Source organism: Bradyrhizobium sp. AZCC 2230 (genome assembly GCF_036924495.1).
Lineage (GTDB): Bacteria > Pseudomonadota > Alphaproteobacteria > Rhizobiales > Xanthobacteraceae > Bradyrhizobium > Bradyrhizobium rifense.
The window spans coordinates 4,538,227-4,563,815 of the sequence record NZ_JAZHRS010000001.1; the positions used below are offsets into that span (position 1 = coordinate 4,538,227).

General features: G+C 61.8%; 26 protein-coding genes and 2 pseudogenes. 13 read left to right on the forward strand and 15 right to left on the reverse strand.

The annotated features are described in order from the left end of the window. Positions 1-37 precede the first annotated feature (37 nt). Positions 38-325: a hypothetical protein gene (locus tag V1280_RS21690; protein WP_334528578.1), complete on the reverse strand. Its 288-nt coding sequence runs from the start codon at positions 323-325 to the stop codon at positions 38-40. 293 nt (positions 326-618) lie between these two features. On the opposite strand from V1280_RS21690, the gene V1280_RS21695 reads away from it, so the two are divergent. From V1280_RS21695 to V1280_RS21735, 9 genes are all read left to right on the forward strand, one after another. Further along, complete coding sequence (locus tag V1280_RS21695) at positions 619-885, forward strand: helix-turn-helix domain-containing protein (protein WP_334528581.1); 267 nt, start codon at positions 619-621, stop codon at positions 883-885. A 681-nt stretch (positions 886-1,566) separates the two neighbouring features. After that, complete coding sequence (locus tag V1280_RS21700) at positions 1,567-2,172, forward strand: Uma2 family endonuclease (RefSeq protein ID WP_334528584.1); 606 nt, start codon at positions 1,567-1,569, stop codon at positions 2,170-2,172. A gap of 706 nt (positions 2,173-2,878) precedes the next feature. Beyond that, positions 2,879-3,469, forward strand: coding sequence for a hypothetical protein (locus tag V1280_RS21705; protein WP_334528587.1), 591 nt, complete (start codon positions 2,879-2,881; stop codon positions 3,467-3,469). A gap of 115 nt (positions 3,470-3,584) precedes the next feature. Then, positions 3,585-3,740, forward strand: coding sequence for a hypothetical protein (locus V1280_RS21710; protein WP_334528590.1), 156 nt, complete (start codon positions 3,585-3,587; stop codon positions 3,738-3,740). 1,014 nt (positions 3,741-4,754) lie between these two features. Then, positions 4,755-5,093 carry a DUF6634 family protein gene (locus V1280_RS21715; RefSeq protein WP_334528593.1) on the forward strand — a complete coding sequence of 113 codons (339 nt, stop codon included), beginning with the start codon at positions 4,755-4,757 and terminating at the stop codon, positions 5,091-5,093. A 136-nt stretch (positions 5,094-5,229) separates the two neighbouring features. After that, positions 5,230-5,496: a hypothetical protein gene (locus tag V1280_RS21720; RefSeq protein ID WP_334528596.1), complete on the forward strand. Its 267-nt coding sequence runs from the start codon at positions 5,230-5,232 to the stop codon at positions 5,494-5,496. A 3-nt stretch (positions 5,497-5,499) separates the two neighbouring features. Beyond that, a complete protein-coding gene (locus V1280_RS21725) occupies positions 5,500-6,093 on the forward strand; it encodes a DUF433 domain-containing protein (RefSeq protein WP_334528599.1) in 594 nt (197 codons plus the stop codon). 667 nt (positions 6,094-6,760) lie between these two features. Continuing rightward, positions 6,761-7,333 carry a hypothetical protein gene (locus V1280_RS21730; protein ID WP_334528602.1) on the forward strand — a complete coding sequence of 191 codons (573 nt, stop codon included), beginning with the start codon at positions 6,761-6,763 and terminating at the stop codon, positions 7,331-7,333. 450 nt (positions 7,334-7,783) lie between these two features. After that, a complete protein-coding gene (locus V1280_RS21735) occupies positions 7,784-8,098 on the forward strand; it encodes a hypothetical protein (protein ID WP_334528605.1) in 315 nt (104 codons plus the stop codon). A gap of 453 nt (positions 8,099-8,551) precedes the next feature. Here the strand turns inward: V1280_RS21735 and V1280_RS21740 are convergent, their stop codons facing one another. Then, entirely contained in the window at positions 8,552-9,487 is a 936-nt protein-coding gene (locus tag V1280_RS21740) for a hypothetical protein (protein ID WP_334528607.1), read from the reverse strand. 612 nt (positions 9,488-10,099) lie between these two features. On the opposite strand from V1280_RS21740, the gene V1280_RS21745 reads away from it, so the two are divergent. After that, positions 10,100-11,371: a hypothetical protein gene (locus V1280_RS21745; RefSeq protein WP_334528610.1), complete on the forward strand. Its 1,272-nt coding sequence runs from the start codon at positions 10,100-10,102 to the stop codon at positions 11,369-11,371. A gap of 804 nt (positions 11,372-12,175) precedes the next feature. Here V1280_RS21745 and V1280_RS21750 read toward each other — a convergent pair. Together V1280_RS21750 and V1280_RS21755 are read right to left on the reverse strand one after the other, a co-directional pair. Then, positions 12,176-12,469 (reverse strand): helix-turn-helix transcriptional regulator, encoded by a 294-nt coding sequence (locus V1280_RS21750; protein WP_334528613.1) that lies wholly within the window; start codon positions 12,467-12,469, stop codon positions 12,176-12,178. 180 nt (positions 12,470-12,649) lie between these two features. Continuing rightward, the gene (locus V1280_RS21755) at positions 12,650-12,874 is read right to left on the reverse strand and encodes a hypothetical protein (RefSeq protein ID WP_334528616.1); all 225 of its coding nucleotides are present in this window, start codon (positions 12,872-12,874) and stop codon (positions 12,650-12,652) included. A gap of 355 nt (positions 12,875-13,229) precedes the next feature. Here V1280_RS21755 and V1280_RS21760 point away from each other — a divergent pair, with 355 nt between their 5' ends. Together V1280_RS21760 and V1280_RS21765 are read left to right on the forward strand one after the other, a co-directional pair. Next, entirely contained in the window at positions 13,230-13,526 is a 297-nt protein-coding gene (locus V1280_RS21760) for a hypothetical protein (protein ID WP_334528618.1), read from the forward strand. After that, a pseudogene (locus tag V1280_RS21765) lies at positions 13,516-14,089 on the forward strand (type II toxin-antitoxin system VapC family toxin). Before V1280_RS21760 ends, V1280_RS21765 begins: the two are co-directional and overlap by 11 nt. 296 nt (positions 14,090-14,385) lie before the next feature. Here the strand turns inward: V1280_RS21765 and V1280_RS21770 are convergent. The 8 genes and pseudogenes from V1280_RS21770 to V1280_RS21805 form a co-directional block, all read right to left on the reverse strand. Continuing rightward, a complete protein-coding gene (locus V1280_RS21770; protein WP_334528620.1) occupies positions 14,386-14,898 on the reverse strand; it encodes an RES family NAD+ phosphorylase in 513 nt (170 codons plus the stop codon). Further along, the gene (parS, locus tag V1280_RS21775) at positions 14,895-15,377 is read right to left on the reverse strand and encodes a type II RES/Xre toxin-antitoxin system antitoxin (RefSeq protein ID WP_334528622.1); all 483 of its coding nucleotides are present in this window, start codon (positions 15,375-15,377) and stop codon (positions 14,895-14,897) included. Before parS ends, V1280_RS21770 begins: the two co-directional genes overlap by 4 nt. A 690-nt stretch (positions 15,378-16,067) precedes the next feature. Next, positions 16,068-16,484: pseudogene (locus tag V1280_RS21780) on the reverse strand (helix-turn-helix transcriptional regulator); the annotation flags it as partial. Between the two features lie 105 nt (positions 16,485-16,589). Then, positions 16,590-16,772, reverse strand: coding sequence for a hypothetical protein (locus V1280_RS21785; RefSeq protein WP_334528624.1), 183 nt, complete (start codon positions 16,770-16,772; stop codon positions 16,590-16,592). A gap of 97 nt (positions 16,773-16,869) precedes the next feature. Continuing rightward, entirely contained in the window at positions 16,870-17,280 is a 411-nt protein-coding gene (locus V1280_RS21790) for a hypothetical protein (RefSeq protein WP_334528627.1), read from the reverse strand. 36 nt (positions 17,281-17,316) lie between these two features. Further along, a complete protein-coding gene (gene actP, locus V1280_RS21795) occupies positions 17,317-18,972 on the reverse strand; it encodes a cation/acetate symporter ActP (RefSeq protein ID WP_442895243.1) in 1,656 nt (551 codons plus the stop codon). Beyond that, on the reverse strand, positions 18,972-19,271 hold the full coding sequence (locus tag V1280_RS21800; protein ID WP_334528631.1) for a DUF485 domain-containing protein: 300 nt from the start codon (positions 19,269-19,271) through the stop codon (positions 18,972-18,974). Before V1280_RS21800 ends, actP begins: the two co-directional genes overlap by 1 nt. 28 nt (positions 19,272-19,299) lie before the next feature. Beyond that, complete coding sequence (locus V1280_RS21805) at positions 19,300-20,550, reverse strand: FAD binding domain-containing protein (RefSeq protein ID WP_334528634.1); 1,251 nt, start codon at positions 20,548-20,550, stop codon at positions 19,300-19,302. A 176-nt stretch (positions 20,551-20,726) separates the two neighbouring features. On the opposite strand from V1280_RS21805, the gene V1280_RS21810 reads away from it, so the two are divergent. Beyond that, the gene (locus V1280_RS21810) at positions 20,727-21,398 is read left to right on the forward strand and encodes a TetR/AcrR family transcriptional regulator (RefSeq protein WP_334538378.1); all 672 of its coding nucleotides are present in this window, start codon (positions 20,727-20,729) and stop codon (positions 21,396-21,398) included. A gap of 76 nt (positions 21,399-21,474) precedes the next feature. On the opposite strand, the gene V1280_RS21815 is transcribed toward V1280_RS21810, so the two are convergent. The 3 genes from V1280_RS21815 to V1280_RS21825 are packed head-to-tail and all read right to left on the reverse strand — an operon-like array spanning position 21,475 to position 25,522. Then, positions 21,475-23,703 carry a xanthine dehydrogenase family protein molybdopterin-binding subunit gene (locus V1280_RS21815; RefSeq protein WP_334528637.1) on the reverse strand — a complete coding sequence of 743 codons (2,229 nt, stop codon included), beginning with the start codon at positions 23,701-23,703 and terminating at the stop codon, positions 21,475-21,477. Further along, complete coding sequence (locus V1280_RS21820; protein WP_334528640.1) at positions 23,700-24,188, reverse strand: (2Fe-2S)-binding protein; 489 nt, start codon at positions 24,186-24,188, stop codon at positions 23,700-23,702. Before V1280_RS21820 ends, V1280_RS21815 begins: the two co-directional genes overlap by 4 nt. 41 nt (positions 24,189-24,229) lie before the next feature. Next, positions 24,230-25,522 carry a c-type cytochrome gene (locus V1280_RS21825; RefSeq protein ID WP_334528643.1) on the reverse strand — a complete coding sequence of 431 codons (1,293 nt, stop codon included), beginning with the start codon at positions 25,520-25,522 and terminating at the stop codon, positions 24,230-24,232. Positions 25,523-25,589 lie beyond the last annotated feature (67 nt).

Below are 25,589 nucleotides of genomic sequence, written 5' to 3' on the forward strand. Positions count from 1 at the left end.
GGACGCGTACAAACGGTGACGGACGGTCAAGACGCACTCACGCCACGATCTGCCCAGCGGCCGCATCGTAGATTTTGACTTGCAGCATGGGAAATCGCCGCTTCAGATCCCGCGCCGCGATCTCCACCCCATCTCTCGTCGCGAACTCGGTCTTCACAAGGCCATCGATCATGATTGCGTAACCGCTGGTGGGCAGATTTCGGCTAGACTTCGGCATCTTCGGCTCACGCACGAGTTTGGTGACTGGTGTCTTGGTTAGAGTGAGTCTCCCGCTGCGCGCAAGCACGGCATCAAACTTCCGCAGCCTTCCGATGCCCGTTTTCACCAGTTCCCCAACCGACTTGGCCGGCCGCAAGGATTCGTCTGACCTCTGCAAAGTCGATCAGACCATCCGGGGATGCCCATTCCGAAAGATTTGGCCTCTCATCATTGAAACTATCCAAGAACCACCGTTGCAGTTCGGAGCCAGCTGGATTGATCTCGCGGAGACCAGTGGCCATCCTTCCATTCTGCTATGGAAGTCGGGGACGGCGAATGCTCATTCGCAAACGTGGCGCCGTCTCGCCTAACATGGCAAGCTGCGGTCTTCACCAAGCCAAGGAATCCGGGAGTAGGCGTTTGGCGATATCTGAATCCTTCCTTGAGACTCAATTGCAGCTGCGGGCCACGCTGGCCCGCAGGGTCAAGGAGCGGCGGCAGTTATCTAACTTGAGCCAACGGGATCTGGCCGAACGAGCCGGGATCCGGCAGGCGCTGGTCAGCCAGATCGAGCTCGGCGAGGCCAATGCAACGCTGGACTCCCTTCTTAGAATTGCAATCGCGCTGGACCTCGATCTTGCCGGCTTGTTCGCAGCGAAAGGCGACGATGCACGGGCTGGTTCCTAGCCCTCCTGAGCCGCAGCCCACCTGGCGCGGAAACTGGCTGGTCGACGGGTGAGACGTCGACACCTTGACGCGTGTCATCGCATGAGACTGTGGAACGGGAGGAAAGATCAGGGGAACCCGCTCGGACGCGCTCCACATGCCGCCGGAGGCGAAGCTGGGATCGAGGTCATTGTCAGCAAAAGAGTGGCGTCGTCGATCGGCTGCGCACCGGCAAGGTAGGTCTCCTAGAGGCCTGCCAAGCTATTGGCATCGCCCACCTCAGCCTGTCCCCACCGCCCCGCAATTCGGTGCCGGCACGAATTGGACGTCCGCTATCGCCTTTCTGTGCGCTCTTTGTGCCCGGGTCAGGGCGCTCGCTGCCGACGATAACCACCTTTTCAGGGTCATTGATGACTGGATCCACGGAATGCGAGTCCCGCCTGGAGTGAGATGCCGGTGCCGTAGCAGGTTCGCCAGAGCGCGTGATTGTGCGCCTGCTGCATAGGAGGAAACGAATTCGTCGACGGTCGATGCGCAGTCGCGACATCAGGGCGGCTTTTACGGTTTTCTTGAACACGGGACCCAACTCTTAAAACTGCCGCCCTCGTAGCCACGACGACGACGAGTCAAGTCCTCGAGGCGCCCTTTCCTATCGCACCAAGCCGATTATACTACACGCGGGTGAAGGTCTGGAATGTTGCCATGGGTGTTCCTGGGCACGAAAAGCTCACAATCGAGGAATTTTTCGCTGCCATTTCGGGCAGCGAGATCCGCTACGAACTGGTGAACGGCATAGCCTATGCCATGGCCGGTGCCAAAGAAGGGCACAACGTCATCTGCAGCAACGTTCAGACGGCTTTTGTGCCCGCTGGAAAGCAGAAGGGGTGTCGCACCACGTCGAGCGATACGGCCGTCCAAACCGGCCCGGACACGGTCCGATATCCGGACGTTGTGGTGGACTGCGGCCCGCCAAATGCTGCGGCCATGACGGCCTCCAGGCCCGCAATCATCGTTGAGGTCTCCTCGCCGGGCACGGCCGTCTTCGACTACGGCGCGAAACTGCGGGAATACCAGGCCGTAGAGAGCGTCGAAATGGTCATGCAGATCGAGTCAGAAATCGCTCTTGTTAAAGTTCATCGACGGCAAACAAACGGGACTTGGCTCGAGGATACGTTCGAAGCATTTGACGTTGCTATTCCGCTGCCGACGTTGGGAATGTCCATCACGCTGAACGAGATTTACGATACGCTCGATGTGAAGCCTCGACCGCGTCTCCAGGTCGTAAGAAGCGACCATACCCCTCGTTGATCGTTTCCCGCGGCCCCGCGCTGACGATGAGATTCGTGTCGATTGCGAGCATGCCGTCGTCTCGCCTCGGCGGCGATCCCAGCCTCCATCCCGCGGTCGACTGAACGAGCGCTCGCATCCCCGCAAGTCGACGGGCAGATCAGTCGCGATCGTGCCTCCATAGAGATCGAGGACGATGATCTTTAACGCCTGCACCGCGACAAGAGCGAGGCTAACGATGACCACGTCGAGCCTTGCGAGATGCTCGGCTGCGAGCGCTAAGGCGACATTCGCCTGTCGCGCCGCGCTTGGGCGCGGAAAGCTTTGATCCCTCGGCGTCGCCCAACATTACGGTTCGCGCGATTTTCCGCGGCGGCGGCTGACCGCCATATCTTTGGCGCATTCTTGTGACACGCTTTAACGTGTCATAGACAAACCTCCGAGTTGGCCTATTGACCTTTGGGTCCTACAGCATGCGACCCGGCAGAACGCCAGCACTGTTGTTGAACTGACGCACTCACAAGTTCGCTTCGCATTCAGCACATCGAAAGCGCTCGTCCTGGGCAACCAGACCTCGCTCGTGCTCGGCTTCGCTTGTCCAGCGCAGGTCCGCCGAAATCGGCCACTTCGAATTCACCTATGGAAGGAACGCGCTCATGTTCATCGATCATCACCGTCGTCCGGAACGTCGCCTTCCGCTCCCGCAACGCGTTCAGGACACCGTGTCATGCATGGCAACCAACCCCTTCGCAAGGCAACATCGACCACCTTCTTCGGCCCGAAATGCAAGGTCGCAATTCCCATTGCAAGCCTCCTCCTCCGTGACGCGCTCCGGGAGGCGAGCCTTGATGCGCAGGTTCGCGCGATTCACTATCGGAAGGCTTCGAACCTTTATGGTACGCCGCCCTCGCTGATGAGCGTCGTATTGCAAAGGATCGATGGAGATTTCCTGCTCGCCGTCTGCGAAAGGCGGCCGCAGAGATCCGCAGCGGACTACGAGCGATTCGCTGGGCTGCTTGCGTCGGACGGGCTGCGCCTTCTCGAACGCGATGCGGACGACATCAGGCGCGAACCGATCTACTCCAACGTGCGAGAGATCTGGTCCAACGCGCGCTGCCACGTGTCCGTCAGGGACCGACTGAAGATTGGCGCCGCGCTCGCCGAAGACGGCCCGCAAACAATACTTGAAATCGAGGAGCGTGCCCGTCCGTACTGCGACATCATCGCCGCCGTGTGTGCATTGGCGTGCGAGGGGCTGGTGGAAATCGACATCCGCGACGCCCCCTTAGGTCCGCGCAGCGTGGTGCGTGGGCCTTAGCGACACCCCCTCGGGGCAACGAAAGAGCCGGGTCCGCACTCCGGTAGCGATCACCGCATCGATGCCGTTCGCCGGCTCGTCTACGGGTGCAACTCTTTCGTCACGAGACTCTTCGATGGTCGAGACGCGCGAGACCAGCAATCCGCTTGCCGGCACTCGCCACGCACCGTTCGACGCCTCATCCACGGATACCTTCGCGCGTCAATCGGTACGGGCTCTATTGGCGGAAGCTCCGGAGGAGATCACGAAGGCGGACTCCTTCGAACGCTAGCCAACTCGGGGAAAGGCCGTTCAGGGTTAACCCTTGGCTGATTCGATCCGGCGCGAGATCGGAAGGATTGGGCGACTAACTCGGTCTAGGTCACAGACTTGCACGTCCGCTCTGCTGTCACCCGTCAGTTACAGGAGCCCAAGATGAATACAGGAGCGTTAGAGGACGACGATCGCAACTCGATGGGACTGGTGACGGACCGCGCGGAGTGGAAGCCGATCCTTGCTACTTTGGCGTCCGAGGGCATTCCCGCATCCGCGGCGACGATCCAGCAGGAGCACAGGTGGGATCAGGAAGCGGTCCGGTATTTTATGGGGCCTCACGTCACGATCGAAATACGAGATGACAAGACGTGGGATATGGACAAGACCGAGCGCGCAACGTTGGAAACGAAGCTACGTGCCGCCGCACCGCCAGAGTGGAACGGGTCTGACCTCGTGATCGTGTGGCGCCGGCCGGTGGCGAGCGAGTGGGCGGCCGCTTGGCTGGATGGGATCGATCGGCTCTGGCGGGACTGGCGCCGCCGACGCATCACCGATGGCGCATTTGAGGACGCTCGAGAGGCCCTATCTGTCCTTCATCGTCGCGTGTGGGACCAGGCAGAGGATCACGGCCCGCTCCTACCGAACGGTCGAGGCGCGCAATGCCATCGCGGTGAGGCACTAGATGTCGCTTGCACAGGACTATCTCGATCGCTGGCCCAAGCTCGACGTCGAGGCTCTTTCAAAGGCGAGGCACCTCGTCCGATCGAACTGGCGCGTGCGCCACTGCTTGAGAACTGGCGGGCGAACCACGTGTCTAGCGGGTCGAAAGTCCCGCACACATAGAACGGCATGTCGCTCGCCGGCCTTGTCATCGGACGCCCAGAGCTTGCCGATCCTGAGCCGATTGAGACGACGACGTTGGTGTGGCTCGATCAGGCAAAGGCGAAGGATCGCCTCTATCGGTTTGGCCGTCGCCCGACGCCGCGGTGCGGCAGTGAAGTGTTGGCAACTTGATCGGGGAATCGGGACCATGGTGACGGAAGAAAAGGATGCCGAGGTGCAGTTGAAGTGCGACTTCGAATGCTATCTGAGGGGCGAGGAGCCGTCGTCGCAACAACTCATACACGCGCCGCTGCTCAAAAACTGGCGCGCGGTCACCGTGCAGTTCGGACTCGTAAGCGATTCGTTGCGCATGGTTTTGAGCGGAAGCGTTGTCAACCATCCGCTGCTCGACGACGACAAGAGCATCCATACGTCGCAACTGATCTGGCTCGACCGCGACCGGAAGTGGGCCCGCACCTGGAATCGTGTCTACCGACTCGGCGAGCCGGTCGGCAACAGCACTGAAGATGAAGGCGCGAGGCTCTGATGGCAGCTCTGATCAGACGATCTCCGCACAACCGCCCTCGCCGCCACTGCTGCCGCGTTACCTCTGCGGTTCCGCGATACCGGCCTCGATGCTTGTTTGCCTATCTCGCGCCTGCCGATCACTACGGACGGCCGAGTTGGCGGCATCTGGTCTTGCTGCTCCACCAGGGGGAATTGCTGACCGGACGACCGGCCGCGTGCGGTTTGGGCCGGCAACCGACGAGCCATTGCCTGTCTACGCATTGCTGTTCGGCGATATTCAACCAGTTCCTTTCCCGCTCCCGGAGCAGTTCGCCCGGGCCTGCGCCATCGACGTCTGCAGTGCTGTCGACAAGGCAGACCGCCACCGCAGCGATGCCCAGCACTTCGCGGCCAATGGTTACGCGGTCAATCACTGGGTGTGAGCAATGGGAACGATCTTCATCAGAGCCTCCGAGGATATTGGCCTTGGCTCAAGACATCTCGTCTGGGTGTTTGTCGATCCCGATGGGCGTGCCACCGTATTCGCTCACGGACGGCATCTAGAGTTCTCGCTCGAACCGCCGCCGAGCGGCGACGAGTCGCCACTCGTCCTGGTTGCTCGGGTCGCTCTCGAAGCCGCCCGCGTTGAGAACCATGGTGACCCGCCCAGAATTCCCGGGGAGGGGCTTAGCGCCTGTCTGGATCGTCTCTCAGAGCAGCGGCTCGGCTTGCGTTCTGCGTTTCTTACCCGAGATCCTGATGAGACGGACGATGCATATCTGGCGCGCCTCAAGGATCACGGCATCAGACCAATGATCAAGGAACCCGTCATCGTTAGGCGCCGCGGCGTGATGAGCGGCGATCCCGTGTTTCGGGGGACGCGCGTGCCGCCGGCGCCGATTTTCTCGATGCTGGCCGAGATGTCGGCCAGCGAGATCATCCGTAACGACTACCCCTCGGTGTCCAAGGCCGACATCGAGCTGGCATTGCAGCAGGCGTGCCGTCTGCTGGAGTGCGAAGCACCATGGGTCGACCAATGACGACGAGACGCTTGCAACGGCTGAGCCGCCACGCCTCAGGTGCTGGAAGAACGCGACGCCGCGGTGCGCGATCGGGAGTCCCTAGTTAGCGGATAATGCAGAAATCGTTCCAGCGATCGAAACTGGCATCGGGGATCATGATGAGGTTCGCCAGGCGAGCCTCCTTCTCGGAACCTTAACGCCGATGCTGGCGTGGTCGCGCATTCATGGGCGCGCTACGGCTGCCCGCGCCAACGCCCTCGGAGAGGCCAACCTGAGGCGGGTGGGGCCATTGCGGCGGGCCTTCTTTGCGGAGATCGAATGACTGGCGCGGATCCAGAACTCCACAACGCGTTGGCCCGCCGCGATCGCTATCAGCGCTACATCGCGAGCAGCGCCTGGCGCAACAATCCGGCGCGCTTGGCGGAGCTCGAAGCCTCCGGCATGCGCTGCCGCATCTGCAACGCCAGCGCGCAAGAGGCGGAACTGCAGGTGCACCACCGCACCTACGAGCGCTTCGAACACGAGCTTGCGGAGGATCTAACGACGCTCTGCGCCGCTTGTCATTTCGACTTCACGCTGATTCTGCGCGGACGGCAGTACGTATCGCGCATTCCCAAGCGCGCCGACGTCCCACGTCTGCTCGTCAACCAACCCAAAGTCCCGGATCCGTTTCATGGAGAGGCCAATGGTGAGCGACTTCGTTTCCTTGCGCTTGATCGGCGTCCGCCCGCTTTTGATGCATGCCGGCCGCCTGTGCGACCCGTTGGATCCGATCTCGCGCGAGCTCGCGAGGATTACCGGAAAACGACTGAAGACCGCATCTGACCATTGCGAGATCGCCCGCATCGAATGGTTCGGCGGGCTTTGGCTCACCGACGGCATCCCGTGCATTCCCGCCGAAGCGATCGAGGCGGCGTTCGTCGCGGGTGCTAGGATGCAGCGGCGCGGCAAGCAGGCGGCGGCCGGAATCGAGGTCGACGGCCCGGCACGACTGTTCTACGACGGTCCCCAGGACATCGATGAGTTGTGGAAGCAGGAGCGTTTCCGCCTGCGGGTGCCGGTGCGCGTTGGCACGGCGCGCACCATGCGAACGCGACCGCGGTTCGACACTTGGAACGTCCATTTCAAGGCGTCCTTCCTACCGAGCCTGCTCAGCCCGCCATTGATCGCGGACATTTTTGCGGCCAGCGGCTTTGCGCGTGGTCTTGGCGACTGGCGTCCCAAGTTCGGAAGATTTCGCGTCGAGTGTCTCGACTAACCGTTCGTGGCGGGGTGTGGCCCGGCCTGGCATGGCACGGTCCGGCGTGGCAAGGGGAGAGCCGGCGTAAGCCGGCGGCTCCAGTCCTCTCATGCGCGGCCGCCCTTTTTATCGGCAGACCGCTTCAAGTAAGCCCCGCCCCGAGTGCAGCGCGGAGGAGGTCCCCCGATGACGACCCGAGTCTGCAAAACCGTCGTTGCGTCGCAATCTGATGCGCTTCCGCCGACGCGACGACGGAATCGGATAGATCTAAAGGCTGCCCGGCGGAACGATCTGCTCCGGCGTCGGCTGGTCGACGCGTTGCGTCGATTGGGCAGCTACACGGTCCGACGCAATATCCGAGTCCCGCTTACCGCCGAAAGTCAACGGTGCGTGCGCCTAGCGAGGGAGGCGTACATCGGAGCCTCTCTCCCGTGCGGAGACGCGGCGACCGAGAGCACCCTCGTCGATATGATCGTCGTTGACGAGAATAACGGCTGGGCCGGCGGTTACAACTTTTGCTGGGGAGGCTCGCACTCCTCGCGAGCTCGGCGCCGGATCGCGGCGGAGCTGCGCGCGGTCGAGCTGGTGCTGCGCGCGTTTCTGGCTCGCTCGTCGGCATCGAAGTGCATCGCCACGGTTACGGTTGGTATCATCGACGGAGCAGCGAGCAGTTCCGAGACCGACGATCTCACGATCGCCCTCGACGAGATCGCAGATCATTTCAGCATTTGCTTTTCTCCGGCAGCGAGCGCCGCTTTGCCTGGGCGCCTGGGAGCGAATTGATGGCAGACGTTCGGCAGATAGATGGTCGGCCCTGTTTCCGGCGCCAAGCACGCATGGGGCCACCGGCAACCGGTGTGGCATTTTCGGTAAAGCCTTCCTCTTCGGACACAACAAGAAACGTCCAGGATGTGCGCGCGGGTCTACGCAAGCAAAACGTCCGAGTAAAAAATCGGCCCGCGAGATTTCCACCGGCCGGAGTATGGCCCTTTGAGCTGCGCGCAGACATGGTTGCGGCACTGCTCGATTTCGATACGACAAGGCAGCTGTGCAAGGCCATCGCCGACGGAACGGCTCCGCGCCCGGGAGCCGTGCGGGGACACGGCACCGGACTTGAGGTGGTCTGGTCGCGAGACGCTGTGCGCGCGTTCGTTGCTGCCCGGCATCGAGGATTCGATGCCGACGCGGGCGACCGCAGTTCAGAGTGTGTTAGACGCCCATCCTGCAATTCCGCGATCAAGGACTCGATTGCAGTCCAGCGCCCGTCCGCGGTTTGTCATCAGCCGCGCTGACCCGCGGCTGCGCTCCTGTCTTGAACACTGAGTAGTTGCCGTCAGCATCGCGTGTGTAGCGGGGGTTCTTGGCCCGCAGGTGGTTGCGCAACATCAGGCTGAACTTCGCTCGCTCTGGGACTGGAACTTTCAAGGCATCGCAGATTTCTTGCCCACCCACCGGTCGTTTCGAGATAATCATGAACGAGATTGCGTCTTCCACTAAGGGACGATTGCCCATCCGGATCTGGGACAGCGGGGTCCCGCGTGGGACATAACGCGGCGCGACCTTGGTATCCCCGTACACTTGCGGAAGCGTTCGATCGCGTCGCCACCATCTAGCTTCCCTGCGCGGGTCCCTCACGCGGTAAATAACCCGGGATCGTTTTTCGATTCTTTGAAGGTCCCGACTGATGTGATCTTCGTCAGTCAATGCGGCCTGCCGATCGGTCAGCCGGCGGTACACCTCGATGGCGGCGATCGGCTCACGGACCAGACTGCTGCCCCTCGCGTCAGGACGGAGCATGAATTCAACGATCTTCTGCAGTGCAACGAGCCTGGCCCGACCTTTGATCGGCGTCGGCTGCGGTTTCCGGATCGCGCGCGGCTCCGGGCGAGACCCTCCCCGTTGCAATTCCATTTCACCGGCGGTCGCTAAGGCAATCTCCCAAACCCTGGTCGCGAATTGTTCGGCTAGTTTCACGACGGCCGGCGGCAGTCGCGCAATGTCCTTCTGTTCATCAATGAAGAGCCTGATCATCGCGGGTAAATCGCGATTGGAACCGGGCCGCGCACCGTCTTTGACCATCTGCCTGCTGACTGCTGCCGTTCTGAGATTTGGCAGTCCGACCTCGCGCATCACCCGATATGCCGCCATTTTCACCTGTCCAAAGTTGGGCATCGCACTGTCTCCTCTCCTGTCAGCGTTGCAGGGGGCGCACCTCTCAACCGCAACCTCTGCGAGACTCCCACGGTGACCAGCAGCGACCCGAGTCCTTGGAAACCACGCGAGTTGGTGGAAGACGCGCTAATTGAACCGAACCTCAAAACGGTTCAAATCGGCAATTGGTTCAAATCAGATGGTGACAAGTAGTCGCAGTCGCGCATCCCGACTCTCAGGGCAGAAAACCACGACATTCGACGGAGTTTTAGGCGTTCGAGTCGGAATGGATGGCAAATTATGTTGGATTTTCAAGGTCGGCCGCTGACCGCGCGCAGGTTTAAATTCCGCCCCTTCCGCAAGTCGGTCGACGTAAGGCACTTACATTGCTGGATTTTTGTATCTGTCCCGACTCATTTGCCAAGAGCTATCCCGACTCGACAGCCGGAATGGTAGCGATGCCTTACTTGGTGATCCGCTCGTCTCTGCTCGGCGTAGTGATGCCAACCTAAGCGTTACCACTCTTTCTACCGCACGGCGGTTGGCTTCATCCCAGAAATTTGGTGGCATTCAAGCGGTTCGCAGCGCTGCGTATGCCAAAATCAGCTTAGCGGAGTTCAAGGAGAACTTCAGATGACTCAAGATATTCAGAGCCTCTGTCAGACGGCGCTGCCGCCGTATGTGCGGCACCATTGGTCGGAATCCAAGCAGATGACCTTTTTCCGATTCGAGGCGTCGACGAAAATGCGGAAGGACGGCTTCCCTATCACAGGCTTATCGCTTGGCACTGATCTCAGAACAGCGCTCGCGACCTACGATAGTGTGGTCCTGCCACTGCTTGAGACGAGAAGACTGAACTGCCTCGCAATCCCGGTTGAGAGCGGGCCGCTATACGGCACGCTCGAGTGGTTATTAAGCAAGTACGAAGCCACTGTCCGCTTCAAGAATCTCGTCAAGATCACGCAGAAGACCTATGCCAACAATATTCGGCGCTGTTGCAATCACGTGATGCTAAAGGGTCCGTTCGCGGGCAAGCGCTTCGGGGATGTCCCGATGATCCAAATCACCCCCGCGCTGGTTGACGACTTCTATGAAGAATACCTGTTTGTCACCGACATTGACCAGAAGGGCAAGCCGGTCCAGCGCAAGCGTAGTCGCACAGCGAAAGGCGATATCCACAGTCTGCGGGCGATGGTCAACGGAACCAAGCGCAAGCACGCACACCTGCTCCATAAGGGCGTCAATCCGTTTGAAGGCGCTTATATGCCACACCGTTCCAAAGGTGCGCCAGCCGTCACCATCCCTCAGCTCGCGACGTTCGTCGGGACCGCCGACCGCAAAGGCCACTTTTCTGTTTCGGCCATCGCACTGTTCGCGTGGGAGATGGAAGCGCGCGTCAGCCATTTTCCTTACAAAATGACAGTAAATGAATATCGCGGGCTCGATCATGAGGCGGAGGTATTCGTGCGTGCCGAAAAGACAGACCAGGAGCGATATTTTAGATTGCACGATGACGACGGTAAGCCGCTCTATCCTGCGCTGATGCAGCGCCTCGACAAGCTCAAGGGCAATCGCACTTCGGGACCGCTCTTCGTCTGCGAACGATCGGCGCCGGGCAAGCCGAGACCTTGGTCCAGAAACAGGCTCTACGAGACAGTGGCGAAGATGTGCGAGGAAGCCGGATTACCCCACCTGACGCTAACCCAATTCCGCAAGGGGGGTCTGACAGAATCGGGGACTGCCGGCCTGACGACCACACAGATTATGAGCCAAAGCATGCTTCTCACGGAACAGACAGCTCAGATCTACATCGAAAAAGGCCAAGAGACCGCAATGGAAGGACAGAAGCATCGCCTCCGCTGGCGCCGTAAGAAGGTCAAACGCGGGGTCGATATCGTGACGTAATCAAGAGAATTCTTTTCCGCTCGCCGCCGGCGGGCGGATAGACGTCGGGCAAAGGCGTCGCCTTCCGGGATCGTACGAGAGCCGACGGACGTCGGTGGACAGCTTAGCGGCAATTAGGAAGATCTCCATTGACTTGCAATCTGCGGCACTTGTCGGCGGCACCTGTTGGATCGTGAGGGGCGGCATGTCTAGGCTGATGAGACCGCCGGCGGCGCTCCGATGAAAAGCGGCAGAGCGATGCCGTCCGGCCGGAGGAGATCGCGCCTGAGGAAGAGCCATCTCCATCCAATTTCAGCAACCGACTGTAAATCGGCTGGCTACCTTCTAGCGCTGCGTTGGCCCGGAGACTTAAAGAACAGGGTTTTCGAACAATCACTTAGTCCTTCCGCGCCTCGGCAACACCTGACGAGCAGATGGGGAACAAAGGAGAAAGAAGGGGAGGCAAGGGGCGCGTGGGTCCCGAAGTCCTCCCGAAGCGCGGAGCGGTCTGGTTCCCGGACTGCAGACCTCAATTTCTCCTCCGGATCCGGCTTGCGTCGCGTGGCAGCACACCCGGCGCGCGCCCGCCGGCTATGCGACCTCTAAAGCTTCTCGGTTCGTGGCCGACTACAAGCATTCGGTGGAGCGTCGGACCGCCCCTGCCATCACGAGGCCTCAGCGCAACGCAGACTCGGCGCAAGCAGGATCATGGTGCCGTGCAAAGCGATAGCGAGTTCAGCAGCTCACAACTTGCGGCTACATTCGGCAAAGCGGAGCCGGCGATATCGACTAGTGGCGTTCGGCGCGCGTGCGTCCAGGTCGGGCCTAAGCCACGCTTCTTCCGTGAGAACGCGCGGGGGGCCGTCGCCTGCTCGATCCCGCAAACACCTTTGCTGTCGGCATCAGCAGGTCAGCGACCTCGACGTCAAGGGCAATTGCAACCTTGTCCAGCGTTTCCAGAGTGGGATTGGCGGTCGAGACTTCCAGTGCGCTGACCAGCGCCTGACGCACGCCGGCAGCGTCCGCAAGATCATCCTGCGACCAGTTTCGTTGCAAGCGAAGCCGCCGAATGTTGCGCGCAAGAAGTCGCCGCGTGTGTGCAGGTTTTCGCCGCCTCATCCGCCAGGATGATGCATTTGCGGGCGTTCAACACCACACGTTATAACGTTTAAAACACGCTCAAACGTATGACACGCACAATAGAAGCAAACCACTCGCCCGCAACCCGAGGCCGGATCGATGCTTTGCTCGAGCCACCACAAGCGGAACACCCCTTCATGTGCTCAACCGTAACTATGATCAGCCAACGTGCTGGGCTTTCGTCGATTGCCCGAACGACCGGCCTTCAGTGACTCGAGCGGCGATCAGGAGCACCAGGAATTTCGCCAGCTGGGTAGCGCTCGCGTTCCGGTCGACGACATGAACGTCGGCAGGCCCTTCATAGAAGGACTGTCCCGGCGTCAGCGTCACCTCTTGTCCGCCCTTCAGCTGCATCACGACCGAGGCCGACGCGTCGGGAAGCACTCCAGCGCCAGGAGCATTCTTCGCCGTTTCCGATGGAGTCCCTAGGCCGCCTTGGGACTGCTCGCTGGGGTTGCCCGCGGCAGGCGCCAGACTCCGATTGAAGCAGCAAGGCGGAGTCGATGCTGGTTCGATCGCAGTCAGTTGGCCGCGATTCGCTTCCTTCAGAGTCGCTCTGGCCGCGACTGCCGCCTGGGACGAGGGTAGTTTTGGCGCAATCGGACGTTCGGGGTTTCCTCCGGCGAGGGCCGCCGTGTTGGATTAGTTCAATTGGTGCGTAACAGTCCTTATGGACAGTGTTTCCGGCATTGCAAGATGTTGAACAATTGTTATTTTTTGTCCAACGCTAGAGATTGCCATGGTTATGCGGACCCGCACGTCGATAGAGGCCGAGGAGCACATTGCGCTTAAGCGCAACCGGCTCGTGCTCGAGCAGGCGCGCGCCGTCGGGCTGCTCGGAGGGGCCAAGAACACGCGCTTGTCCGGCCGCGTGCCGGCAGGCCTGGTAGAAGCGGCAAAGAAGCGGGCTCACGTATCTTCAGATACCGAACTTCTAGAGCTCGCGTTGTCGCGTTTGGCGCTCGAAGACGATTTCGGCGCGCGTCTTGTCGTGCGCAAGGGAAGCGTCCCGGCAGATATCGATCTTGCCATTTAATCTCCAGGGAGCGTTGCGGAGTCTGGAGCCGCACAGGCGTTTGGAGCGGTTGACGCGACGACCAGATTCCGCTCTTGCTTGGGGATCCGACGAGCCGCTCATCGGCGGTGCGCTAATTCTCGATACCAGCGTTTACCTCGACGTCTTACAGGCACGCACGCCGGCTGCCGTCGATGAATTGCTGACATATCGCGTCTGCCACCACTCGGCCGTCTGCCTAGCCGAACTAACGCAAGTGTTCGGGCGGCTCGATCCGGCCCACCCCTCAACGAGTGGGATTCTGCAAACGGTACGGGATGTGATTGAAGACATTCCGCAGCATCGCTTGCAAGCTCCAGGTACGGCGATGTGGGGCGAAGCGGGAATACTTGCGGGAGAGCTATTTCGTCTCAGCGGCGCGCCGAAGGGGCGCGGGTCATGAGAGAAAATACCTCAACGATGCGCTCATCTATCTCCAGGCGCGGGGTATCGGTGCCAGCGTATTGACAGGCAATGTCGACAACTTCGCCTTCCTGAACCAACTTGCTCCGGGCGTTCCAATCATTCTGTATCGGCATGCGTGAGCCAATCAGTGAGCGTCGAACAGGCAATGCTGGTCGCGAAGTCTGCCGAGCCGCCAGGAGCCCTCCCCGCCTCCCAGGAGCCTGCGGCCGAGGCAGACTCCGATTGAACCACAAAGACTCATATCGAACGAGAAACGACAGAAGATGTCGTTTCGCGTTCGATCTGAGTCTCGGAGCGAGAAAATCCAATATTTCAGTCTGGGGATTATGGCTCCTTCGGAGCCTATTCCGGTTCCATCGGAGTCAAATAGCCAGAATTGGTCGGTCAGGCGAGATCGTACTGCTACGGGGCCGAATTAGGGCGGTGATGTCGAAGGATGAAGGCGCATATCTAGCGCGAACGCCTCCTGAAGGTGCTGCTGGTACGCGCCTTTCGCCCTGGTCGGGTCGAAGATCAGATTCCAGCTGTGATTGGACACCACACTTGGGATCACGACGAATTTGTGCTTGGCCAGGAGCGCATCCCCGAACGCCTGCTGGCCTGCGCCTGGGATTCCCGGTCGCAGCCAATTGGCGTTCGGAACGTCGGCAGGGCGAACAATATGAACGTCAGACACGTCGGCGATATGAAGCGCGGTCAACACGTGCGGGAGAGTGTCGAGCGCTTTGAAGCCTTTGTGAACCGCCACTTCGAGTATCGCGGTCGCTGGATCAAGCGCGCAATACACAACGCGAACGCCTGTGCTGTTCCACCGGCCGCCGACCTGGAATGCGCCTTCGCCACTATCCCAGGTCGACGCAAAGCGCGCCTGATCGAGGCGCCAAGCGATGAGCTTGCCGCCTTCCAATGGCCCTACAGAAGGCGTCATGCATAGACGCCGTATGCGAGCCGTGTGAGGTACTGTTCAACGAGCTCGATGCCGGCCGGAGTGGCAAGCAGGTCGATCGGACGACGCTGGTCAAGACCGATGGCTGGACGCTCGAGCCACTGCTCGGCTTCTTCCTGCGAACCGAACACGTCCGTGGCCTTGGCCAGGATTTCGGCAAACTTCCAGGTCCGCCCACTTTGCTCCTGGCTGAGCGGCTTGTCCGGAGCGTCCTTGCGTCGCTGAAAGGTGCGAAGGCTCATTCCGAAGGCTTTTTCCAACGAGTCCGTTTGAATGATAAGGAGGTGACGGACGAAGTGGGTCAACGCAGAGCCTGGCAGTCCGTCCAGCAGCAGTTCGTGGGCGTCGAGGGCGCTTGTGATCCGGCGCGACAGGATGCGTGGCCCGCCGAGCAAATCGGCCACCTTCTGCAGATCATTGCCCGACCCCTTTGGAGCGGGCTTCTCGGCTGTGGCAGTCATAGTAGTCCTCGCGTCACGTGTCGCTAAATATACGTCACATGTCGCAACTAATCAAGCACCCGCAGCCGGGCAAGAGATTCCGATTGAAGCAGAACGACTCAGATCGAACGCGAAACGACAGAAGAGACTGCGCCGAGCGCCCACTTCTTCGGAGATGCCTCCTTATGCGAACGGTTTCCGTCCTACCGTGGATGCATCTGTCGATTTGGATTGGATCTGAGTCATTCACGCTGGATTCGAGTCTGCACCTCTCTGGGGCAAGAACTAGCGCTTTGCGTGCGCGAGAACCACGCCGCGGCAAACGCGGCTCCTCCAATGGCGGCGGCGCGGCGTAGTAGGCCATCAGCTTGGGTTGGCCGCTGAGCTTCCTGGGCTGGTGTAGCGCGATCTCCTAGTAGCGCCGCACGCAAGCTTCCGCTGCCATCGGTTTAAGCACGCTGGAATGCAAAATCGCCTCGGGCGGGGCTTCCCGATATCGCCCCCGTTGGACGGTCTGAAGACTCCTTGTGGGAACCGAGCTTGACGGACCGAGAAATAATCAATCGTGAACGGTTCGGTCGCCGGTGCACCCTGCTCGGCCTTCGAGCACCCTACCCGCTGACGCTGGTGCGAAATGGCACCTGTATAAAATGGATTCGCGTCGGCAGGAGCTGCCGGCCTTGCGAAGATGTCGTGACCCGACGGCTCCTGCATCTTGCGCCACTGCGCCGGAGTGGCGCCCATGTGGCTCTTGAAGGCGCGTTGGAAAGCGGCTTCGGATTGGTAGCCAACCGCCTCCGCCACGGCGCCCGTCGAAAGAGACGACTTCCTCAACTCGTTCGCCGCGAGCGTCATCCGGATATCAGTCAGAAGATCGGAGGCCGATCGTCCGAGCTTCTCCTGGAACTGCTGGGCGAGCGTGGCGCGCGACATGTTGCACAAGCGCGCGAGGTCGGGCAGCGACCATGCGCGCGCAGGCTCGTCGAAGAGAGCCGCCAGGGCCGGGGCTAGGCGCGGATGACCGGCAAGCGCGAGGAGACCACGCGGTGCATCCTCGGCCTCGCTTGCGAGCCGCAGCACCAGCGCAAACATTGCGGTCGACAGCGCATTCAGCATCGCACGACCACCGAGATGATGAAATCCAGCGGGTGACGAAGGCGGCGAGTTCGGCACGTCGGGGTGTCATGGCGAGCGCTCCGTTTGACGAAGGTACGGGGACGGAGGAGTAGCTGCTCAAGGTTTCACATGGGTCTCATTAGGGGCCGCTGCGGCAACATCTGTTGACGGAATTTGTCGCGAAGAAAGCTTAACTTCGCCGCTTTCAGCCGCCCTAGTCGTGCAGCCCTTGGCGTCCGCGCCGGGCATGAAAGCAAGCGAAATGGCGGCTACGCAAGTTGCGGCAAAAATCAACTTCATGGGCGTTCTCCGATCGTGAAGGATACGGAAGCCAACGGATCGGGATGAACTCCGTTCGGATGGCGCCCGCCCGGACCTCTTCGGAAGAGGGTTCGATCTAGCATTCATGGCCAAGTTCCAAAGGCGCGTTGACGCTTTGCAAGAATTCAACCGTGGTGAACCACAGGTCAGCATCGCCAACGTTTTCGAGATCGTGGATTTTGTATTCGCCCTTGCCATAAACGAAGTGACGGGTCTCGCCAGCCGAATAGACGGCCTCGACGATCGTGCCATCTTCCGCGTGCGACTTCGCTCGTCCTGGCGTCACTGCGGTCCAAAAATAGTCGAGGACGTGCCGATGAAATCCGATGCGCTCACCGGGAGCGAGCCGAATTTCCCACACACGCACACGGTCCGTTTCGGATAGGAGCCGCGTGCCGACCCGCCCGTTGAACCGATTGGCGTCGAACTCTTTGCGAATGAAGTCGGGCCAGGACTCCGTGCCCTCTTCCGTCACGACAGCGCTCATTGTAGTTTCCTCCTGGAGCCGAGTTATCTAATCGCGTTATTCGATGCCGAGCCCAGTCTGGGCGCGAACGTGCTGCGCGCCGAACGATGCGCGGACGGAAGCGGCGGCCGCACTGCGGTCCAGCACCGATACCGCCCACGACACGGCGAAGGCCAGCGGAACCGAGACCAGGGCCGGATTGTCGTAAGGGAACGGTGCAGCTCCGAGCTTTAACGTCGCAGTCCATACTCCCGGACTGAGGGCGACCAATCCCACGGAAGTCAGCAAGCCGACGATCGACCCGCTCGCTGCGCCTCGCGTCGTGAGGTCAGGCCAGACGATCGACAGAAGTATGACGGGGAAGTTCGCGCTCGCGGCGATGGCGAAGACCAATCCCACCATGAAGGCGATATTCTGGTTTTCGAACAGGATAGCCAACCCCATCGCAAGCAGGCTGATCGCGATCGCGGCACATTTAGCAACAACGACTTCCTGCTGCTCGCTCGCACGGCCCCTGCGGAGCACGCGGGCATAGAGATCGTGGCTCGCCGCCGAAGCGCCCGCGAGCGTCAGCCCGGACACGACTGCAAGGATGGTCGCGAATGCCACCGCGGAAATGAACCCGAGCAGCAGCGACCCGCCGACCGCGTCCGCCAAATGCAGGGCCACCATGTTGACGCCCCCAAGCAGCGCTCCCGAGGCATCCCGAAACTGGGGGTTGGCCGAAACGATCGCGATGGCGCCAAAGCCGAGCACGAACAGCAGGCTGTAGAAGATGGAGATGAACCCCGTCGCGACCAGCACCGAACTGCGAGCCTGTCGGGCGTCGCTGACGGTGAAGAAGCGCATGAGGATGTGCGGCAGCCCGGCCGTGCCGAAGATCAGCGCCAATCCGAGAGAGATCGCCGATATCGGATCCTTGACCAGTCCACCGGGGGCCATGATCGCGTCGGCCTTAGGATGCAAAGTGATCGCCGCTCGGAAGAGAGCTTCCAGACTGAAGCCGAAGTGCCCCAGAATCAGGATCGACATCAGCACCGAACCCGACATCAACAGCACGGCTTTGATGATCTGCACCCAGGTCGTCGCGAGCATGCCCCCGACAGTCACGTAGACCATCATCAGCCCACCAACGATGCCCACCGCATAGATGTAGGGAAGCCCGAACAGCAACTGGATCAGCTTGCCGGCCCCCACCAACTGAGCGATCAGATAGAACACGACGATCACAAGGGTGTTCACCCCGGCGACCGCCCTCACGGGGACCTCCGACAGCCGGTATGCCGCCACGTCGGCGAACGTGAACCGGCCGAGATTCCGCAGCGGCTCCGCGATCAGGAACAGGATCATCGGGAAACCGACCAGAAAGCCGATCGCGTAGATCATGCCGTCGTACCCGGAGGTATAGACGAGCGCCGTGACGCCCAGGAACGTCGCGGCCGATGTGTAGTCGCCGGCGATCGCGAGCCCGTTCTGGACGCCCTTGAGACCGCCGCCGGCGGCATAGAAATCTTTTGCTGTGCTGGTGCCCCGTCTAGCCGCCCACCATGTGATGGCGAGGCTTATCGCGACGAAGCCGAGAAACATTGTGATCGCCGTGGCATTCAGCGGTTGTCGCATGCCGGCCGGTCCGGTCAGCGCATCGGCCGCTGCGGGACTGGATAGAAGGGCGAACGCGGCCGAGAGCATGGCTCCGCGGGTTGGGCGTGACATCATCGAAGGTCCTCCAGAAGATGCTGACTGAGCCGATCGAAGCGGGAGTTTGCTCGCCGCACATAGATGGCCGTGAGAAGGAAGCCGAGCCCGATCAGGCTGACCCCGATCAGAAAGCCCCACGTGATGACGGTGCCGTCCCACAGCGGAAGCCCGAGCAGCCGCGGCCAGAATGCGACCGTCACAATGTAGGTGAAGTAGGTGGCCGCCATGACGATCGACATGCCGACGCCGAGGCGCGCGCGTTCGCTCGCAAGCTGCTTGAACGCAGGATGATTCTGGATCGTTTGCAGGTCCATGTCTGCTCTCCTCCCTGTCTGATGTTGCCTAGGCCGCTATGCCGGTCGCGACGGCGGTCTCCGCCATCACGGCCTCAGGACTGCGATGCAGCTCCGCCATTGCGCGCTCTTCGGCGGTCGCGATTTGCGCCTGCATGTACGCGCCGAGATGACGGGCCCGCCGGACGACCGCGGCCCCGAACGGGAGGCGGACCGACTCGAATTTCGCGAGCGCGGCGGGCAGATCGTCCGGATGCGCCTCGAGGGCATCGACCAGGGCGGCCGCGTCGGCGGCGGCCTTCGTCACTCCGATTCCCACATGGGGTCTGGCAACGAAAGCAGCATCGCCCAGGATCACCGTCCGGGCGCCCAGCGCCATGCGCGGCGTCTCGAGGTCCAGGATGGCTTGTATGAACGGCTGTTGCGTGATGCGAACGACTTCGGCGAACTGCGGGGCAAGCAACCGCTCTGCGTCCCGGCGCATCGAGGCGATCACATCCGGACGGATCCCGGTCGGCGGAATGGATAATTCATGCCGGACCCCGTCGATGTCGGTCAGGAGATTGGCCAACTGGCCGTCAGCGTCGGCTGGTCGGTACCAGACGAAATTGAAGCGGCGCTCCCCGACACCCATCTCTTCATTGGCGCCGGCGACGGGATACCCGAGCATCTGCTCGCCGGGAGGAAGGCTGAAGGCGAACCAGTCGCACAGTTCAGCGCGTGTCCCAGGCGATAGATCCCGCTCGTCGACGAGGCCCCGCCAAGCGACATAGCCGGCATACGCCGGCCGGACGTTGGTAGCGAGCCGGGCTCTGACGCACGAAAATATGCCGTCGGCCCCGATCAGCAGATCTGCGGAGGCCTCCGAGCCGTCCGAGAAGCGTGCCACCACGCGATCGGCGAATTCCGTGACGTCGACGAGATTCTTGCCGTGGTGATAGTGTTGCGACGGAAGCGCCGCCTTCAAAAGCCCGTAGAGGTGGCCCCAGGACGTAAGCACCTGCGGCAGGCCGAGTTCGCCTGCGATACGGCCCGACCGGTCCAGCACGCGCCGACCCGGAACGACCACGCCGACGGCGGCGGCTTCGGTATCGATTCCGGCCCTGCCCAGCACCTCGAACAATTCGGAATGAGTTACGATGCCGGCGCCTCGCCCGCCGAGCTCGGCCCCGATACGTTCGTACACGTCGACCTGCCAGCCCGACCGCCGCAACAGCAACGCCGCAAACAGCCCCGCCATCGAGCCTCCGATTATCGCAGCCTTGGGCTGCACTTCAGGGCTGCCGGCATAGTCCGTCATGAGCAATCTCCCTTGTTTCGGTATCAATTTGTTATTTATCAGTTGATCAATAATGCGCATGTCATTGACGCGAGTCAATTACTATTTATCAATTGATCAACAGAATGTGTCGGGTCGGCGGGACCACGAAACGGGTATATGGAATGCAGAAGACCCACAAAGCAGAAATTTCAGGTGTGAAGCAGCCCAACAGAGCGCGCGCGCGAGCGCAGATTCGAGAGCCGCAGAGGCTGGACCCGTCGGAGCGCGAGGCCATCATCGCTCGGGAGGCGGTGTCCTTTTTCGCCGAGTACGGGTTCGAAGGCCAGACCCGAGAACTCGCGAAACGGCTGCGCATCACCCAGCCCCTGCTCTACCGCTACTTTCCGAGCAAGGAAGCTCTGATCGAGCGGGTGTATCAGGAGGTTTTCGTCGGGCGATGGAAGCCGTCCTGGGAAAAGATCATCACCGATCGCTCGACCCCTCTGAAGGCGAGGCTGATCCACTTCTATCGCGAATACGCCGAGGTCATTCTCACATATGAGTGGATCCGTCTGTTCATGTTCGCGGGCCTGAAGGACCTCGGCTTGAATGCCCGCTATCTCAAAATGTTGCGCGAGCGCGCCTTCGATAGAGTGATCGAGGAGATCAGGGTCGAGTACGGACGCCCCTCCACCGACGAGCTACCGATCACCGTTCTCGAAATCGAGATGGTGTGGGGACTTCACGCGGCGATCTTCTATCTGGGAGTGCGTCAATTCATCTACTCGATGCCGCTCGAGACGGATGTCAATTCGATCATCGATGCAAAGGTGACGACGTTCCTCGGCGGCATTCGCTCCGTGCTGCCCGCGAAGGCAACCGCCTAGGTCCGGCCGGCGCGCACGCATCGTTCGCGTGGGGTACTGGCGCGTCGTAAGCCTGCGATGGCTTAATCTCCTCCGATCAGACGGCGAGCGCTTTCTTGATACGGGCCGCCGTGAACGGAAGTTCATACAGCCGCACGCCGGCTGCATCCCTGATCGCGTTGGCGATCGCCGCTCCCGTCGGCCCTTGCGCAGCCTCGGCGACGCCGTAGAAGACATCGCCCGGCCGATCTACCAGATCGACTTCGACCGATTCCGGGACGCCGTCGAAGCGCATGATCGGATAGGCCGACCAGTCCACCGACGTCACGCGGGTGCGGTCGAAGGTCACCCGCTCGAAGAGCGTCCAGCTCATCGACTGCAGAATGCCGCCCTCGATCTGATTGCGAACACCGTCCGGATTGACCACCTGGCCGGTGTCCACTGCCGCCACGACGCGACGGACGCGAACCACGCCACTCTGGCGCGGAAGCTCGATCTCGACCGCGACCGCGCACCAGGCCTCAAGGTTCTTGTAGCGTGCAAGGCCGAAGCCGAAGCCGGTGCTCGCCGAAGCCTTGACCCGAGCTGCCCAACCGAAGCGCGATGCCGCCGTTTCGATGACCTCTCGCGCCCGGGAATCGACGGTGTGCCGAAGCCGAAACGCCACCGGGTCCTGACCTGATCGCGCCGCCAATTCGTCGAGGACGCTCTCGATCGAGAGGACGTTCAGGTAGCCTCCGAGCGAGCGCATCGAGGAGCCGCGCAAGGGCATGTCCGGCAGAAAGTGACTGATCACCTTGGAATTGGCGATCGCATAGAGAGGAATAGCATTTCGATCGCCGCCGCCTTCCGGCTGAGCCAGCGCGATCGGGGGCGGCGGCGGGAAGGCGTCGGATTTCAGCCGGGCGGCGACGAGCGTCCCAGGAGGGCCAGGCCGCATCATGTGCGACTGGCTCCAAACCTCATGGTGCCAATCCGCAATCGTACCGTCCGCTCCGACCGCCGCCTTGAGCTTGACCACCATGCCCGGCCCGAACGGATCCCACGCGTGCTCCTGTTCGCGCATCAGTTGGACCCTGATCGGCCGACCCGGCATCGCGAGCGCGAGCATCGCCGCGTCGGCCGCCGCGTCGTCGGCGCCATTGTGCCCATAGCAGCCGGCGCCCTCCGCATGGATGCAGCGGACGTTCTCGGGCGCCATCCGCAGCATGCCGGCAATCGCGCCGCGGAGGAAGAACACGCCTTGCGTATGGGTCCAGACCGTGAGTTTCCCATCCTGGAATTGCGCTATCGCGCAGGACGGACCGATCGAGCCGTGCGTGAGATAGGGTCTGCTAAAGATCCCTTCGACCACGATTCCCGGCTTGCCCGGACTTCCCGCATCGTGAATCGTCGTGTCTTTCGAAGGCAGATGCATCAGAGCCGCCGGCAGCCCCGCGCTGTCCGGAAGAGTTTGCTGCTCGGTCCAGGTCGTTGTCGCCGCGAGAGTCCGCATACCCTGGATGGCCGTCCATTCTCGGCCTGCGAGCACGCCTAGAAAGTTGCCGTCTCGAACGACCTTGGCTATGCCGCTCATCCGCTCGACCTGGGCGAGATCACAGTCGCGCAGCGTGGCTCCGTAACTTGGCGGACGAACGACGCGACCATGCAGCATTCCCTCGAGCCGCAGATCCTGGACGTAGGCGCTCCCTCCCGTCACCTTGGCGGGGACATCGATGCGCGGTACGGATCGATTCATCACGACGAAGTCCGCCGGCGACGTCAACGGCGAGGTCTGCTTCGCGTCGACGGACAACAGTTGATCGCGAACCAAGTCTCCGTATCCCACGCGCTTGCGATCGGGGCCGAATACCTCGCCGTCGCGGACCTGCAGCGAGGCGGCCGCGACACCCAGCCTTCGCGCCGCCTCGGCGACGAGGATCTCCCGCGCCTGTGCCGCGGCGTGCCGAATTGCCGTGCCCGAATCCTGCATCGAGTGGCTTGCGGCCGTGTAGCCTTCGTTCGGCGTCCGCGCGGTATCCGCCGTGACCAGCGTCAGGCGGTCCAAGGAGACCTTGAGCTCCTCCGCCGCGACCTGGAGCAGCGCCGTCTTGAGACCTTGGCCAAGCTCGGCCTTTCCGGTGATAATCGTGACGGCTCCGGACGCGTCGATGCGGATCCAGGAGTCTATTTTCGGGGTGTCCTCGAGGCTTCCGGGCAACCCGCGCTTCGAGGGGCTGCCACCGGTTCCGGTTTCGGTTTGTGCGCACGCTCCGGAAAGCCGGAAAGCCACCATGAGAGCGCCGGCGCCGGACAATACGCTGCGCCGCGAGAGGGCATGTGTCATCGTTCGGTCCTCGCCTGGGCAGTCTTCGGCTTCATGTCTTCCGCCGCGCGCCGGACCGCACGCAGGATACGCATGTGCGTTCCGCACCGGCACAGGTGAGGCTGGAGCTCGGCCCTGATCGATTCATCGGTTGCGTGCGGTTCGCGGTTCAGCAGCGCCTGCGCCCGCATCATCATGCCCGGAATGCAAAACCCACACTGTGCCGCCTGCTCCGCGATGAAGGCGCGCTGCATCGGGCCCGGCGCCTCCACGGTCCCCAGTCCTTCGAGCGTGGTGATCGTCCGGCCCTGCAGCAGCATCACAGGCGTGATGCAGGAGAAAACGGCCTTGCCGTCGACCATGACGGTGCAAGCTCCGCACTGACCGAGACCGCATCCGTACTTCGCGGCGTTTAGCCCGAGTTCGTCCCTGAGAACGTAGAGCAGCGGAGTGTCCGGGCTCGCCTCGATCGATCGGGTCTCACCGTTAACCGTCAGTGTCGTCATAATGCCTCACCGAAACTTCCGCTGATCGTTGTCCAGGGGTCTCACGGGTTTGCTCTTGCTTCCGCGATCGCTTTGGCCGTCCCGTCCCACTGCCGCTTCCCGGCAACCCGACTGCGTAGATAGTCCGCGAGATCCGAGATCTGCCGGTCGTCGAGAACATCCCCGAAGCCGGGCATGATCGGACGCGAAGTGCCGCCGGTGGATGCCGGTATTCCTCGCACCACGAGATTGATTAGGTTCGTCGGGGTCTCGCCGGCGACTGCAGTGGACAGACCGAGCCTCATGCCGCCCAGCGGTAACGGCCGGTCGCCTTCGTGGCACGAGGCGCAAACGGCGGTGTAGGTGGCTTGGCCCGGGTCGGCCGGCAGGGTCGGCGTCGCCGCCTGTGCGCCGGCGACCTGCGGCAGACGTCCCGGGCCCGAGGAAGCCGGCATCTTCACGTCACTCCGTCCCTCGCCTTTGCCAAGCGAGGCGAGATAGTGGGCCATCGCGCTCACATCGGCGGGAGCGACCAAGGACAGGTTGTCGACGACGTTGGCCATGGGCCCCTGAGCGGTGCCGTGCTGCGCATGGGCGCCCGTCGCGAGATACTCGGTCAGGGCAGCCTCGTCCCACGGGACAGGCGATCGAGAACTTCGCCCGAGCGCGTAAGCGCGCCAGCCTTCGGCCTCGCCTCCTTCGAAGCTGGCCGACGTTCTTTCCGCCCCGAGCAGATTGCGGGGAGAATGACAAGCGCCGCAGTGCCCAAGCCCGTCGACCAGATACTTTCCCCTGTTCCATGTCTCATCCTTCGACGGATCGGCCACGAAGCGCGCCTGGCGCAGAAACAGCAGCTTCCAACCGGCGAGCGTCAGGCGCACGTTGAGAGGAAAGAGAAACTGGTTCGGCGGCGGCGACGAGTTGACCGGATCGATGGACATGAAGAAGGCGTACAGCGCCTTCGCATCATCGTCCGACACCCGCGTGAAATGATCGTAGGGGAATGCCGGATAGAGATGGCGGCCTTCGCGATCCACTCCCGCGCGCAGGGCACGAATGAAAGCCTGCTCGGACCATCGCCCGACGCCGGTTTGCGGATCCGGCGTGATGTTGGTCGAGAAGATCGTACCGAACGGGGTCGGCATCGCCAGGCCTCCGGCATAGGGCGCTCCGCCAGGCGCCGTGTGGCACGTGGCGCAGTCCCCGAGCAGCGCGAGGCTTGCTCCCCGTTTCGCGTCGTCGCGATCCGGCGCGCCGACCGACTGTGGTTCGATAGGCGGAATCGGTGTTTCCCATGCATAGAAAAGCGCCCCCGCCGCGGCGACCGATCCGACGGCGAGCACGACGAACAACATAGACCGGAGCTTCATCGTCCTTCCCCTACCGAACGAAACCGCACTATCGGCCGAGCCGCTCCGTGGT